This window comes from Exiguobacterium artemiae (genome assembly GCF_033342815.1).
Classification (GTDB): domain Bacteria; phylum Bacillota; class Bacilli; order Exiguobacteriales; family Exiguobacteriaceae; genus Exiguobacterium_A; species Exiguobacterium_A artemiae_A.
This window is the reverse complement of the sequence record NZ_JAWPEN010000001.1, coordinates 213,196-227,708: the sequence shown is the minus strand read 5'-3', so window position 1 is coordinate 227,708 and position 14,513 is coordinate 213,196. Positions and strand designations below refer to the sequence as shown.

The 14,513-nt window shown below is 47.9% G+C and carries 13 protein-coding genes; 11 read left to right on the top strand and 2 right to left on the bottom strand.

Annotated features, from left to right (window positions below):
• Window positions 1–27: 27 nt before the first annotated feature.
• The gene (locus R7V76_RS01110; protein WP_012371088.1) at window positions 28–345 is read right to left on the bottom strand and encodes a YtpI family protein; all 318 of its coding nucleotides are present in this window, start codon (window positions 343–345) and stop codon (window positions 28–30) included.
• 66 nt (window positions 346–411) lie between these two features.
• On the opposite strand from R7V76_RS01110, the gene R7V76_RS01105 reads away from it, so the two are divergent.
• Window positions 412–1,350, top strand: a complete 939-nt coding sequence (locus tag R7V76_RS01105) for a DHH family phosphoesterase (protein WP_318090984.1) — start codon at window positions 412–414, stop codon at window positions 1,348–1,350.
• A 57-nt stretch (window positions 1,351–1,407) separates the two neighbouring features.
• Here R7V76_RS01105 and R7V76_RS01100 read toward each other — a convergent pair whose 3' ends face one another.
• Window positions 1,408–1,602: a hypothetical protein gene (locus R7V76_RS01100; protein ID WP_114595250.1), complete on the bottom strand. Its 195-nt coding sequence runs from the start codon at window positions 1,600–1,602 to the stop codon at window positions 1,408–1,410.
• Between the two features lie 154 nt (window positions 1,603–1,756).
• On the opposite strand from R7V76_RS01100, the gene dnaE reads away from it, so the two are divergent.
• The 10 genes from dnaE to mdh all read left to right on the top strand — a co-directional run bounded on the left by dnaE (window position 1,757) and on the right by mdh (window position 14,453).
• Window positions 1,757–4,924, top strand: coding sequence for a DNA polymerase III subunit alpha (gene dnaE / locus R7V76_RS01095; RefSeq protein WP_318090983.1), 3,168 nt, complete (start codon window positions 1,757–1,759; stop codon window positions 4,922–4,924).
• Window positions 4,925–5,026: 102 nt separating this feature from the next.
• On the top strand, window positions 5,027–5,545 hold the full coding sequence (locus tag R7V76_RS01090) for a FadR/GntR family transcriptional regulator (RefSeq protein ID WP_318090982.1): 519 nt from the start codon (window positions 5,027–5,029) through the stop codon (window positions 5,543–5,545).
• A 21-nt stretch (window positions 5,546–5,566) separates the two neighbouring features.
• Window positions 5,567–6,427, top strand: a complete 861-nt coding sequence (gene accD, locus R7V76_RS01085; protein ID WP_290827357.1) for an acetyl-CoA carboxylase, carboxyltransferase subunit beta — start codon at window positions 5,567–5,569, stop codon at window positions 6,425–6,427.
• Entirely contained in the window at window positions 6,414–7,349 is a 936-nt protein-coding gene (locus R7V76_RS01080; RefSeq protein WP_290827355.1) for an acetyl-CoA carboxylase carboxyltransferase subunit alpha, read from the top strand. The genes accD and R7V76_RS01080 overlap by 14 nt, the downstream gene beginning before the upstream one ends.
• Before the next feature lie 153 nt (window positions 7,350–7,502).
• Window positions 7,503–8,465: a 6-phosphofructokinase gene (pfkA, locus tag R7V76_RS01075; protein ID WP_285801107.1), complete on the top strand. Its 963-nt coding sequence runs from the start codon at window positions 7,503–7,505 to the stop codon at window positions 8,463–8,465.
• A gap of 82 nt (window positions 8,466–8,547) precedes the next feature.
• Window positions 8,548–10,296: a pyruvate kinase gene (gene pyk, locus R7V76_RS01070; RefSeq protein ID WP_214763313.1), complete on the top strand. Its 1,749-nt coding sequence runs from the start codon at window positions 8,548–8,550 to the stop codon at window positions 10,294–10,296.
• A gap of 57 nt (window positions 10,297–10,353) precedes the next feature.
• Window positions 10,354–10,824 carry a DUF441 domain-containing protein gene (locus tag R7V76_RS01065; protein WP_318090981.1) on the top strand — a complete coding sequence of 157 codons (471 nt, stop codon included), beginning with the start codon at window positions 10,354–10,356 and terminating at the stop codon, window positions 10,822–10,824.
• A 217-nt stretch (window positions 10,825–11,041) separates the two neighbouring features.
• Window positions 11,042–12,154 (top strand): citrate synthase, encoded by a 1,113-nt coding sequence (gene citZ / locus R7V76_RS01060; RefSeq protein WP_214763320.1) that lies wholly within the window; start codon window positions 11,042–11,044, stop codon window positions 12,152–12,154.
• A 69-nt stretch (window positions 12,155–12,223) separates the two neighbouring features.
• Complete coding sequence (gene icd, locus R7V76_RS01055; RefSeq protein WP_012371077.1) at window positions 12,224–13,498, top strand: NADP-dependent isocitrate dehydrogenase; 1,275 nt, start codon at window positions 12,224–12,226, stop codon at window positions 13,496–13,498.
• A gap of 22 nt (window positions 13,499–13,520) precedes the next feature.
• The gene (gene mdh / locus R7V76_RS01050; protein WP_318090980.1) at window positions 13,521–14,453 is read left to right on the top strand and encodes a malate dehydrogenase; all 933 of its coding nucleotides are present in this window, start codon (window positions 13,521–13,523) and stop codon (window positions 14,451–14,453) included.
• The last annotated feature ends 60 nt before the right edge of the window (window positions 14,454–14,513 follow it).

Sequence of the window (14,513 nt, the reverse complement as noted above, 5' to 3'; positions counted from 1 at the left end):
AAAAAAAGACGGTAGATACCGTCTTTTTTAGGACTGTTCCGTCTGTTCCATTTCACGGACCACATACGGATAGATTTTTTTATAGCGGATGAAGCCGGCGATGAACGAAGCGACACCGATGACGATCAAAATCGAACAGACGACTTTTCCGATCGTCGTCGTCAATCCGTCACCGGAGACGAATTGGTTGACGGCAAACAAGATGACGAACAAGCTGAGCCAGATGCTCGCTTGCGTATTAAATAAAAATTTTCGGTTCGTGCTTTTCGTATGAAACGCACGTCGTTTGGCAAGCAGATATCCGCCGAGTGACAAGACGATTAACAGAATGAGAACAAACTGCATATGGATGACCTCCTTTTCTTTCTGTATCTGTTTGTATCATATCAATATTTAGAGGAGCTGTGCACTGTGAAAGAACAAATCAGACAATTGATTGAACAAGCATCCACGATCATCATTCACCGCCATGAACGTCCAGACCCCGACGCGTTAGGCAGTCAGTTTGGACTGCAACGGGTTTTACAAAAACGATTTCCTGATAAAAAAATAAAGGCCGTGGGTGAAATGGCAGCTTCGCTTTCCTTTATGGGAGAACTTGATTTGGTGGACTCAACAGAATATCAACAGGCGCTTGTCATTGTACTGGATACAGCCAATCAAGGCCGGATTGATGGAGCGGAAGCCTTGAACGGGCAACAGACGATTAAAATCGATCACCATCCGGATGAAGACCCTTACGCAGACGTTCAGATTGTCGATACAACCGTCAGTTCGACGTCGGAGCTGTTGGTCCATCTTTTAAATGAATGGGAGTACGATATCCCGGCCGCTGCAGCGATTCAATTTTATGCAGGAATCGTCGGAGATACAGGTCGTTTCCAATTCAGAGGGACGACAAGCCGGACGTTTTCCGTCGCGGCGCAACTGCTTGATACAGGGATTGATACGGATTGGCTCTATCGAAATATGTATCAGACAGAACTGGTCGCTTTACAGTTACAAGGTTACGTGTTGCAACACATCCAGTTGACGGAAGCAGGCGTCGGTTACGTCGTGTTGACACAAGATACGTTGACGACGTTCGATGCGACCGTTGAACAGGCCTCTCTTCTTGTCAACAGTTTTGCAGGCTTGAAAGGCTTAAAAGCATGGGCCTTGTTCCTCGAAACAGATAAGGAAGTGCGTGTCCGTCTGCGCTCTAAAGGGCCCGTCATCAATGAGGTGGCTAAAGAATTCAATGGGGGCGGACATCCGATGGCATCAGGTGCAACAATCAAGGATTTAACAGAAGTTGATAAGGTCGTATCCCGTTTAAATGAAGTGGCAGAAGCCTTTACTTTCGAATAAAAAAGGGCTGCTCGCCATCATCCTGTTTCGGATACATGGCGAACAGCCTTTTTTGCATCAATGAGTGGAAGCCTCTTCCTGGGGGATGAACCAAGTTCCCCGTTCTGTATGATCTTCAATGACATTCAATTCAAGTTCTTTGACGGACTTACGAATTTTTTCAGCGATTTCTTCAGTCTCTGTAAAAGCGGTGACCCCTAATTTCAGTTGTTCCACTTTTTCACGAGCGATTTGGCTACGGTTTAAAATCATGGCAAACTCTCCTTCCGTGCAAGTCATGATGTTCTCTTTTTATTGTAGCGAAAAATGATGGGGATGGCGAGACTGAGAAACACATAGATATGAAACTTCTGAAAACGTTTCATTTACAGGCGAAATATAATCAAGTGAGGATGGAGGAAACAGGATGGTCCAACTAAATGTCCGTACAGCATACAGTCCTTTGCAAAGTACGATTCGGATGGATCGTTATCTCGATGAAGTGAAACGACGCGGCTTTTCGGCTGCGGCGATTTGTGAGACTTCTTTGACAGGCGTCCCGGCATTTATGGCAGGCTGTAAGCAACGGGAACTGATTCCGATCGTCGGATTCGAACAAGTCATAGAACCGGATGAACTTACGATTCTATGGTATGCAAAAACAAGCCGTGGATTAAAAGTACTTTACCGGCTGGCCAGTGAAATGCCGGTTGAAGATTACTCGGAGCTGATTGCCGTCCTCGAACCGAAACGTCAGGCACCGGAAGATGAAGCGCGCTTGCGGCGTCTCGTCGCCCAGTGGATGGGATCAGCACATAAAGCCAGGATTTTACTTGGTGTCAAGGCAGTCCGTTCGACTGTTGAACGCGACAGCAGGGAACGATACCGTCAAGCGGCAAATGCCCTGGGAATTGAAACGATTCCGATTGATCCCGTTCGTTATCTCTTTCGCGAAGAAGCAGATGCGTTTCAAGCCCTGCGTGCCATTGACGAAGGTACGATGTTCGCTGAACAAAAGGTCAGCCGGTCAGCTCATCTTAAACTGACGGAAGAATTACAGGATCAGTTTACGGACCGGGAACTGCGGTTGTTAACACGGTGGGCGGAGTCGCAGGAGACGTTGACGTTACCGTTTCAATCGCGTCCTCTTCCACAGGTGACGGATGATTCGAATCACGCCCTGAACCGGTTGGCGCACGATGGTTTACTTGCACATGGACATGTCGGGGAAGAAGCGACGAAACGGTTGCAGTATGAACTCGAAGTCATTGAAAAAACAGGATTTGCGGACTATTTCCTGATTGTTGAAGATTTGGTTCGCCACGCGAAAAGTGAAGGAATCCGTGTCGGCCCGGGACGTGGATCGGCTGCCGGATCACTCGTCAGTTATGCCCTCGGGATTACGACCGTCGATCCGCTGAAGTACGGTTTGTTATTTGAACGGTTCCTGAATCCGGAACGGATCACGATGCCTGATATCGATATTGACATTGAAGATGCGCGGCGGGAGGAAGTGCTTGAGTACCTGGTCGAGCGGTACGGCAAGCAACATGTCGGTCAAATCGGAACGTTATCGACTCTTGGAGCGAAAGCCGCCCTGCGTGATGTAGCACGGGCATTGGAATTTTCGAAAGATGAAACCGACGCGGCGGCAAAACAATTGGGAAAAGTGACGACGCTACAAGGGCTCGAGCAACAAGCATCCATTTACCGCTGGTTCTCGGGCAGTGAAAAACGACGTCAATTGTTACAGCTGGCTCAAGCGATTGAAGGATTACCGAGACAACGTTCGATTCATGCTGCCGGCGTCATCATCGGTTCAGAGGAATTGATCGAGACGACACCGGTTGATTTACATGCAAGTGGACGGTTCGTCACACAATATTTAATGAAGGCAATCGAACAACAAGGTTTGCTGAAGATCGACTTGCTTGGATTACGTAATTTAACACGGTTGCGGCAGATGGAGCAGTTGATTCAGCATGCGTACCCTGATTTCTCGGTCGAACGGATACCGGACGAGGACAAGGCGACGTTACGGTTGTTTGCCAAAGGAGAGACGGATCAAATCTTCCAATTTGAATCGGCAGGGATGAAACAGACGCTGCGCGAGGTCAAGCCGAACCGGTTTGAGGATTTAGTCGCGACGATGTCACTGTTCCGTCCGGGACCGATGAAGTTCATCGATCTCTATGCGAAACGAAAAGCCGGTCAACCTTATCAAATGGTTCATCCGATTTTAGAAGAAATTTTAACCGCGACCTACGGCGTCATCGTCTATCAGGAACAAATCATGGAGATTACACGCCGGGTTGCCGGATTTACGCTGGCTCAAGCCGATTTGCTGCGGCGGGCGATTTCGAAAAAAAGCAGTCAGTCTGTAGAAGCGGAAAAGAAACGTTTTATCGAAGGGGCGTTGCAAAACGGTTTTGATTTAACGGTTGCCGAAACGTTGTACGATCAAATCGAACGGTTTGCCGGTTATGGATTTAATCGCAGTCATGCTGTTGCCTATACCAAAATCAGTTATGCACTCGGATATATGAAAGCCCATTATCCACAAATCTTTTCATTGGTATCGATTGATCAACCGGAACGTCTCGTCCGCGTCATGCGGGAAAAACGGCTTCCGGTATTGCCGCCCGATATTTGGATGTCGGATTTCCGTTCGACATTAGAAGGCAAAGGAATCCGGCTCGGAATTCAGACGCTTCGGGGAATTACGGAAAAAGACTTTCATACGTTACGTGAAGCCGCGAAAACCTCGCAGACGATCACACAGTTATTGTCGGCAGTCGGGTGGGGGAAAAAGGAACGGGCGAAGATTGAGCTGTTGTTGTACAGCGGGGCGTTTGATCGTTCGACTCATGGAGACCGGGGGCTTGCAGAACAGGAGGTCCTCGACTACTTTACGATGGCTTCGAATACACTGCTTCCGGACGAACTCGCAAGCCTTGGACGGAGAAAAACAACAACACAAACGAACCGGACAGCGACCGATTGGGCACGCCTTGAGCGCGAGTCACTTGGATTTTGGCTGACCTATTCCCCGTTGATGACCGCGATGAAGCCGCCTGTTGAGACGACACATTTCCAAACCCTCTCGCTGGAAGGGAATCAAACCAACTACTTGGTTTGTTATATTGAGCAAATCCGTGAATTCAAAACGAAGCGTGCCCAGACAATGGCAGTCATTCATGCCGTCGACGGGTATACGACGGAGGAAGTCGTTGTCTTTCCGCAACAGTATGCCGCGTTCAAACGGTCGTTGTATATCGGAAACGTGCTGTTGATTGAAGTGAAGGTGCAGGAACGTGAGGGAGATCGTCAATTCGTCCTCGAGCGGTTGCGTCCTTTGGGGCAGGACGTCTTATTCGTCAAACTGCCGTCTAAAAATGATCTCGCTGTTCTGGAACGGATGCTCGAATCGGCCCCGGGTGATATTCCGGTCGTCGTACGTTATGCCGATACGAATGAAACCAAGCCGTTGCCGGGAATTTATGCCGTTCAGCAGGAAGAGGAGTTGATGGCCCAACTCCGGATTCGCTTCGGGGAAGCGAATATCATCCTGAAAAATGTGCCGCGTTCGAACTAGTAGTAGGTAATAAGATTTGTTATAATAAGGGGTAATTGGTCTGACCAATGACCGCCGGAATAAGGAAATGACGCATGCGTCAGGAAGGTGGTGCTGTACAAAATGGAGAAAAAGCGGAATGCTTTTGAAACGAATATTTCAGCAATCAAAACGATGATCGAACAGGATGGCTTTGTGCCGGGAGATCGAATTCCATCAGAACGTGAATTGGCAGAACGACTGTCGATCAGCCGTCCTTCGGTGCGGGAAGCACTTCGGACGCTCGCCTATCTCGGAATCATCGAGACAAGGCACGGGGGAGGCAGTTTTCTTTTAAACCGGGATGACCATACCTACATTCAGATCATCGCACAATTTTTAGTGACCGGCGATTCAAAATTTGAAGATTTGGCAGGAACACTTCGTTTGCTTGAACAGGCAGCTTTTGTTCAACTCGCAGACGTGTCCATTCTAGAAGCGCACGTCGATTCCGATGCGGCATTTCGGGAAACGCTGATCGCTACAATCGATAATGATTTGTTTGAGCGGATTTGGCGGCAAGTGAATGCCTTCTATCAAAGTTTTGATCAAGGGGAGCTCTATACGCGAGCGGAACGGGAAGCTTTTCTAAAACGCTCGTAGGAACCACAAGGGGGAACTAACGTGCAAGCATTTTTTCGAAAACCTAAAAAATTTGTCACTCTGACGTCAAAAGAACAGCGGGTCGATGTACCGGTTGGTTTAATGACAAAATGTCCGAAGTGCAAACTGATCCAATATACGAAACAACTCGAAGCGAACTTAAAAGTCTGTGTCTGTGGATACCATCATCCGTTAACAGCGACTGAACGATTTGAACAATTATTTGATGCGGGAACGATTACGTATTTTGATTTACCGGCAGTCAAGGCCGACCCACTCGATTTTCAGGATTATCCTGAAAAGCTGAAAGGTGATCAAGTGCGGACAGGACTTGAAGAAGCGATTGTCTGCGGTGTCGGTCAAGTCAACGGATACCCGCTCGTCGCCTGTGTCATGGACGCCCGTTTCCGGATGGGCTCAATGGGAGCAGCAGTCGGAGCAGCGATTTCGGAAGCAATCCGTTACGCGACAAAAGAAAGATTACCCGTAACGATTTTTTCAGCTTCAGGTGGAGCACGGATGCAGGAAGGAATGGTCAGCCTGATGCAGATGGCGAAATCGAGCTTATTCCTGAAACAGCATTCTGATGCCGGATTGCTGTACGTTTCCTGTATGACGCATCCGACGACAGGTGGAGTATCGGCAAGTTTTGCCATGTTAGGCGATTTTAATATCGCAGAACCCGGTGCTTTGATCGGCTTTGCCGGCCGGCGGATCATTGAACAGACGATTCGTGAAAAATTACCGGAAGACTTCCAAACGTCAGAGTTCTTACTGCAGGCGGGACAACTCGACGATGTCGTATCGCGACACGACTTGAAAACCTACTACACACGAATTCTGATGATGCACTCGGAGGGAACCAATCATGCAACCATTTGATCAACCAGTAATCGCATTGCGCGAAAAAATATTAGAACTGCACGATATGGCAGAGACGCAAGGCCTTGATTTCAAAGAAGAACTGAATTTATTGGAAGAACGGTTGCGTCGGTTAGAACTCGATATTTACGGGAATATGAAAGCGTGGAACCGTGTGCAGCTGGCACGGCATCCGGAACGTCCGACGACACTCGATTATGTGCGCCTGATTTGTGACGACTTCATTGAATTGCACGGTGATCGGCATGGATATGACGATGCAGCCATCGTCGGAGGTATTGCAATGCTGAATGGGCAAGCCGTAACGGTAATTGGTCATCAGCGGGGGAAAGATACGAAGGAAAATATCCGCCGCAACTTTGGTATGCCGCATCCTGAAGGTTACCGGAAAGCTTTACGGTTGATGCAACAAGCAGTGAAGTTCAATCGTCCCATCATTACATTCATTGATACAAAAGGCGCATATCCCGGCCGCGCCGCGGAAGAACGCGGACAAAGTGAAGCCATTGCGAAAAACCTGTTTGAAATGGCCGGAATGCCGGTCCCGATTATTTCGATCGTCATCGGTGAAGGCGGATCGGGCGGAGCACTCGGAATCGGTGTCTGTGATCAGCTGTTGATGTTAGAGAACTCCACGTACTCCGTCATTTCACCTGAAGGTGCAGCTGCCCTTCTTTGGAAAGACGCCAGTCTCGCGGAGAAAGCGGCGGAATCGATGCAAATCACGGCGCCTGATTTACTGCGACTCGGGATTGCGGACGGCATCATCTCAGAAGTCATCGGTGGAGCGCATTTAGATGTTTCATTACAGGCGGACAAACTAAAATCTGTTCTAGAACAAAAGCTTGCCCAACTGACCCGTTTGACACCAGAACAGTTAATCGAGAAGCGCACAGAAAAATATCACCAAATTGGCACATAACCTGCATGTAATCGCTATCATGATTGGCAGTCCTTATTTCGTGAGAGGATGAACAAACTGCTGTAGAAAGTTTATGCAGTCTGCCCTGTTGTAAAACAACAAAACTACGTGCTATTTTAGACTAAGATTAATAGAGAGGTGATTAACGTGAGTTTGAAACGGATTGCTGTTTTAACAAGTGGTGGCGATGCACCCGGCATGAATGCCGCAGTGCGTGCTGTAACACGTAAGGCGATTTTTCATGGACTGGAAGTGTTTGGTGTCTATAACGGATACCAAGGTCTGATTAACGGAGATCTCGTCCAATTGAACCTTGGTTCAGTCGGTGACATCATCCAACGGGGTGGAACGTTCCTGCGTTCTGCACGTTGCCCGGAATTCCGGACTGAAGAAGGACGCGCGAAAGCTGTCGTCAATCTGAAGAAATTCGAAATCGATGCACTCGTCGTCGTTGGTGGTGACGGGTCTTATCGTGGTGCTCAAAAATTGACGGGACTCGGTTTCCCGACGATCGGTCTTCCGGGAACGATTGATAACGACATTCCGGGTACGGATTACACGATTGGTTTCGATACAGCCCTCAATACGGCACTCGAAGCCATCGATAAGATTCGTGACACGGCGTCGTCACATGAGCGGACATATGTCATCGAAGTCATGGGACGCGACGCAGGGGATATCGCACTATATGCTGGATTAGCCGGCGGAGCGGAATCAATCCTGGTTCCGGAACGTCCGGAAGATTTAAAAGAAGTCTTGAACCGGATTCAAAGCGGTGTCAATCGTGGTAAGAAACACTCGATCGTCATCGTAGCGGAAGGTGCCGGACGTGCGCAGGATGTTGGAGACGAGATTGCCAAGGAAACAGGACTTGATACACGTGTCACGGTATTAGGTCATGTTCAACGCGGCGGTGCGCCGACAGCTGCTGACCGTGTACTGGCAAGCCGGATGGGTGCCTATGCGATTGACATCCTGCTTGAAGGTAAGCAAGGACGTGTCGTAGGTGTACGCGGCGGTAAGATGGTCGATCTTGATATCGACGAAGCATTGGATGAAAACAAACACGAACTGGATCTCGAAATCTTAGAGTTGTCAAAACAACTATCCATCTAAGGTAGACTGATATTCGTCGTATTGGTATAGGTTTATTGGCATTGTGATCGAACAGCCAAACATTGTAGGAGGTTTATGGAATATGCGCAGAACTAAAATTGTATGTACGATTGGACCGGCGTCAGAAAAACGTCTTCCAGAAATGATTGAAGCGGGTATGAACGTTGCTCGTCTTAACTTCTCACACGGTGACTATGAAGAACATGGTGCCCGCATCACGGATATCCGTCGTGCAGCAGAAGAAGCAAACAAATTAGTTACGATTCTTTTAGATACAAAAGGTCCGGAAATCCGCACGCATACGTTTGAAGAAGGTAAAGCCCTCCTCGCACGCGGCAAACAAGTTATCGTCGTCAGCGGTGACGCAAACGAAATCGTCGGTACAGCGGACAAGTTCTCTGTCACATACGACGGTTTATACGATGATGTCGAAGTCGGTTCAATGATCATGTTGGATGACGGGTTAATCGGACTCCGTGTCGCAGAAAAACTCGACAACCGTGAACTTCTTTGCGATATCGAAAACGAAGGAATCATTAAAACGAAAAAAGGGGTTAACTTACCGAATGTAAAAGTTAACTTGCCTGCTTTGACAGACAAAGACATCGCAGACATCGAGTTCGGAATTAAGAGCGACATCGATTTGATCGCTGCTTCATTCGTACGTCGTGCGTCTGACGTTGTTGCGATTCGTCAATTGCTCGAAAAACACAACGCCAGCCATATCAAAATCTTCCCGAAAATCGAAAACCAAGAAGGTGTCGACAACATCGAAGAAATCATCGCGATTTCTGACGGTTTGATGGTCGCACGTGGTGATCTCGGGATCGAAATTCCGACGGAAGAAGTCACGCCGACACAAAAAGATCTCATCAAAATCTGTAATGACTACGGTAAACCGGTCATCACAGCAACGCAGATGCTTGACTCGATGCAACGTTTCCCGCGTCCGACACGTGCGGAAGCATCAGACGTCGCCAACGCAATTCTTGATGGAACAGATGCCATCATGCTTTCAGGTGAAACAGCAGCCGGGGACTACCCGATTGAATCTGTTCAAATGATGCACACGATTGCGAAGCGTACGGAGAAAATGCTCGACTACAAAATGCTCTTGAAAGATCGTCAAACACGCAGTGAGCACACTGTGACGGATGCGATCGCTCAAGCGGTTACGCATACAGCCATCAACCTGGACGCAAAAGCAATCTTGACACCGACACAGTCTGGTTACACAGCTGCCCGGATTTCAAAATACCGTCCAGAGCCAAACATCGTTGCCGTCACACCGAGCGCGCGTGTTGCACGTCAACTCAACATCGTTTGGGGTGTTTATCCGATCGTTGTCGATCACCTCTCAGACAACACGGATGACATGTTGACACTTGCTGCTGATACAGCAAAAGAAGCAGGATTCGTCACAGACGGTGACCTCGTCGTCATCTCTGCAGGTATCCCGGCTCTTACAGCAGGTACAACAAACATGTTGAAAATTCACATCGTCGGTAAAGAGATCACAAACGGTCGCGGAATCGGTGAACGTGGTGTCGTTGGCGAAGTCGTCATCGCGCATACAGCTGAAGAAGCAAACGCAAAAGCAAAACCAGGTATGATTCTTGTCACGAACTCAACGGATCGCGACATGATGCCTGCAATCGAGATGGCTGCAGCAATGGTCACAGTAGACGGCGGATTGACTAGCCATGCTGGAATCGTTGGTCCTTCACTCGGTAAACCGGTTATCGTCGGTGTTGAAAACGCCATGACAATCTTCACGGATGGTCAACGTATTTCAATCGATCCGTTAACAGGTAAATTGTACAACGCATAATCAATGAAACGGATGTGGCGAAAGCCATATCCGTTTTTTCAAATCGGGGGTTTTAACATGGAAGCCTATCTGTTTTTGATCGGTCTCGTGTTGATCGGTGTCATCGCTCAAAACAAATCATTGATCATTGCAGCTGCTTTTTTACTGATCATTAAGGCGATTGGTCTCGACGGACGTCTGTTTCCGTCTTTACAGGCGAAAGGCATCACCTGGGGAGTCACGTTGATCACAGCGGCCATCCTGGTACCGATTGCTACGGGAGACATCGGTTTTAGAGAATTGCTCAACAGCGTACGGGGGCATATCGGGATCATTTCGTTTTTAGCGGGAATTTTTGTCGCAATCATTGCGGCACATGGTGTCGGATTGATGAAGGAAGATCCGCTCGTCACGACGGCCTTGCTTGCCGGGACGATTCTTGCGGTGGGGATGTTCCAAGGGGTTCCGGTTGGACCACTGATCGGAGCTGGAATTGCGGCATTGGTCATTGGAATGTGGGACATCATCGTTAAGGTAATCAGTGGATAAATTATGTAAGGATAGTGAATTGAATTAAAATTTTGATAATAGTATGCAAGTTCGTTCACTTTTTGGTTAATTTTGTTTATACTAAGAACAGAAACAAGATGGTCTATTCAAGAGCAAACGGTTCGATATGGGGAACGACTCTTGCTTAGACGTCTTTTTTTCAATACGGAAATGAAAGCGTTTTAAATTTCTGGGGGAAAAAAAGGGGGATTTTTGTATGACACAAACAAAAGGTTTAGAAGGAATCGTCGCGACATCATCGAAGATCAGTTCGATCATCGATGGTCAGTTGACGTATGGTGGGTATACAATTGATGATTTGGCGGAGCACGCCTCATTTGAAGAAGTGGTCTTTTTACTTTGGAATGACCGCTTACCAAAAGAAGACGAACTGAAGCAATTGTCAGAAGCTTTGATTTCTGAAGCGACGGTTGCACCGGCAGTCCTTGAGACATTAAAAGTGGCGCCGAAAACTGCTAACGCGATGTCAGCTATCCGAACTGCTTTGTCGCAACTCGCATTATATGATGAATCGGCGGAAGATATGTCGACAGAGGCGAATTACGCTAAAGCCATCAAACTTCAGGCGCAGATTGCGACACTCGTAACTGCGTATGCTCGAATCAAAAAAGGCCAAGAGCCGGTTGCACCGAAAGCTGGACTCTCGTATGCTGCAAACTTCCTTTATATGCTGACAGGCGAAGAGCCGACGGAAGTAGCAGAAAAAGCCTTCAACCAGGCACTTGTCCTGCACGCGGATCATGAGCTGAACGCTTCAACGTTTACGGCGCGTGTCTGTGTTGCGACGTTGTCTGATATCTATTCAGGTGTCACAGCTGCGATGGGTGCTTTGAAAGGTCCACTTCACGGTGGAGCGAACGAAGCGGTCATGAAGATGTTGGTTGAAATTGATTCAGTTGAAAAGGTTGACGAGTATGTTCATAATAAGTTTAAGAACAAGGAAAAAATCATGGGCTTCGGTCACCGTGTCTATAAAGATGGCGACCCGCGTGCGAAGCATCTCCAAGAGATGAGCCGTCAATTGACAGCACAAATCGGAGAACCGAAATGGTACGAGATGTCAGTGAAGATTGACGAGATCGTCCAATCGGAAAAAGGATTGAAACCGAATGTTGATTTCTATTCAGCTTCGACGTACCATGCACTTGGACTTGATACGGAATTGTTCACACCAATCTTTGCCGTTAGTCGTATGTCAGGTTGGTTAGCGCACATTTTAGAGCAGTATAGCGACAACCGCCTCATTCGTCCACGCGCCGATTATATTGGTGAAACACACCGGACATACGTGTCCATGAACGAACGTTAAAAAGGCGGAGAGGAGAAATCCTCTCCTGCTTTTTGATGACATCAATCATATTCAAGGGGGATTTTACAAATGGCTACAATTCAAGGCGAAAACATCACAGTAACAGACGGAACACTTAACGTACCAAATTCACCAATCATTCCATTCATCATCGGTGATGGCACTGGACCTGATATCTGGAATGCCGCAGTTCGTGTTTTCGACGCTGCTGTCGAAAAAGCATATAACGGCGAGAAGAAAATTGAGTGGAAAGAAGTTTACGCCGGAGAAAAAGCTTTCAACAAAACAGGCAACTGGCTTCCGGAAGAAACACTTGATCTGATTCGTGAACACATCATCGCAATCAAAGGACCACTCACGACACCAGTCGGCGGCGGAATCCGTTCGTTAAACGTTGCACTTCGTCAAGAACTTGATTTATATACATGTCTTCGTCCGGTCCGTTACTTCACAGGCGTTCCTTCACCGGTTAAACGTCCAGAAGATACAGATATGGTCATCTTCCGCGAAAACACAGAAGATATCTATGCTGGAATCGAGTACGCATCAGGCAGCGAAGAAGCACAAAAATTACTTAACTTCCTGCAAACAGAGATGGGTGTCAACAAGATCCGTTTCCCTGAAACATCTGGTCTTGGAATCAAGCCGATTTCAAAAGAAGGAACAGAACGTCTTGTCCGTGCAGCAATCGAATATGCACTTGAAAACAAACGTGCTTCATTGACGCTCGTCCACAAAGGAAACATCATGAAGTTCACGGAAGGCGCATTCAAAAACTGGGGTTATGAACTCGCAGAACGTGAATATGCAGAACACGTCTTCACATGGAACCAATATGACCGTATCAAAGATGAAGAAGGTGCTGATGCAGCGAACAAAGCACAGTCTGAAGCAGAAGCAGCCGGCAAATTGATCGTTAAAGACTCGATTGCTGATATCTTCTTACAACAAATCTTGACGCGTCCAAAAGAATTCGATGTCGTTGCAACAATGAACTTAAACGGAGACTACATTTCAGATGCGCTTGCAGCACAAGTCGGCGGAATCGGGATTGCACCGGGTGCCAACATCAACTACATGACGGGTCACGCAATCTTTGAAGCGACTCACGGTACAGCACCGAAGTATGCAGGACTTGATAAAGTAAACCCATCGTCTGTCATTCTTTCAGGAGAAATGATGTTCCGTCACCTCGGATGGAATGAAGTCGCAGACTTAATCATTCAGTCAATGGAAAAATCAATTGAAGGCAAAGTCGTCACATATGATTTTGCACGTCTCATGGATGGCGCAACAGAAGTGAAATGTTCTGAATTCGCAGATGAACTCATCAAGAACATGTAATCTTGCATAGGGGGACGGGACAATGAATCGACGGAAAAAGATTTCGGTGATTGGTAGCGGATTTACTGGAGCGACGACGGCACTGTATCTCGCTCAAAAAGAGTTAGGGGATATCGTGCTCGTCGATATGCCGCAACAGGAAAACGCGACTAAAGGAAAAGCACTTGATATGCAGGAAACAGCACCGATTCAAGGTTTTGACTCCTGGATTACGGGCACGTCCGATTATCAAGACATTAAAGGATCTGACATTGTCGTCATTACGGCGGGGATTGCCAGAAAACCTGGAATGAGTCGTGAAGATCTGGTCAGCACGAATGCAAACGTCATGAAAGCCGTCACGAAAGAAATTGTGACCCATGCACCGGAATCCATCATCATCGTCTTGACGAACCCTGTCGATGCGATGACGTACACCGTCTTTCAAGCATCCGGTTTTCCGAAAGAACGGGTCATCGGTCAGTCCGGTGTACTCGATACGGCGCGCTTCCGGGCGTTCGTCGCAATGGAACTGAATGTCTCCGTTAAGGATATCTCCGGTTTCGTGCTCGGCGGACACGGGGATGACATGGTTCCCTTGTTACGCTATTCCTATGCCGGTGGGATTCCGCTTGAAAAACTGATTTCACCGGAGCGACTGGCAGCCATCGTTGAGCGGACACGCAAAGGCGGCGGTGAGATCGTTCAGTTGCTCGGGAACGGTTCAGCGTACTATGCGCCGGCAGCAGCCATCGTTGAGATGGTGGAAGCGATCCTGAAAGATCAACGGCGGATTTTACCGGCGATTGCTTATCTCGAAGGAGAGTACGGCTATCAAGATCTGTACCTGGGTGTTCCGACCATTCTTGGTGGGAACGGCGTGGAACAGGTGCTTGAACTGGACTTGACTTCAGAAGAGAAGCAGGCACTCGATCAGTCGGTTTCGACCGTCCGTTCTGTTCTTGAAATATTGTAACTAGCGCAACGAAAAGGCACGCCGTCAATGACGGGGTGCCTTTTTGTTCAATACACCGAT

What these genes read in the sequence shown, in the direction of transcription:
- R7V76_RS01110 (WP_012371088.1), bottom strand. Translation starts at nt 345, where the DNA reads ATGCAGTTTGTTCTCATTCTGTTAATCGTCTTGTCACTCGGCGGATAT.
- R7V76_RS01100 (WP_114595250.1), bottom strand. Translation starts at nt 1,602, where the DNA reads ATGATTTTAAACCGTAGCCAAATCGCTCGTGAAAAAGTGGAACAACTG.
- dnaE (WP_318090983.1), top strand. Translation starts at nt 1,757, where the DNA reads ATGGTCCAACTAAATGTCCGTACAGCATACAGTCCTTTGCAAAGTACG.
- R7V76_RS01090 (WP_318090982.1), top strand. Translation starts at nt 5,027, where the DNA reads ATGGAGAAAAAGCGGAATGCTTTTGAAACGAATATTTCAGCAATCAAA.
- R7V76_RS01080 (WP_290827355.1), top strand. Translation starts at nt 6,414, where the DNA reads ATGCAACCATTTGATCAACCAGTAATCGCATTGCGCGAAAAAATATTA.
- pyk (WP_214763313.1), top strand. Translation starts at nt 8,548, where the DNA reads ATGCGCAGAACTAAAATTGTATGTACGATTGGACCGGCGTCAGAAAAA.
- R7V76_RS01065 (WP_318090981.1), top strand. Translation starts at nt 10,354, where the DNA reads ATGGAAGCCTATCTGTTTTTGATCGGTCTCGTGTTGATCGGTGTCATC.
- citZ (WP_214763320.1), top strand. Translation starts at nt 11,042, where the DNA reads ATGACACAAACAAAAGGTTTAGAAGGAATCGTCGCGACATCATCGAAG.
- icd (WP_012371077.1), top strand. Translation starts at nt 12,224, where the DNA reads ATGGCTACAATTCAAGGCGAAAACATCACAGTAACAGACGGAACACTT.
- mdh (WP_318090980.1), top strand. Translation starts at nt 13,521, where the DNA reads ATGAATCGACGGAAAAAGATTTCGGTGATTGGTAGCGGATTTACTGGA.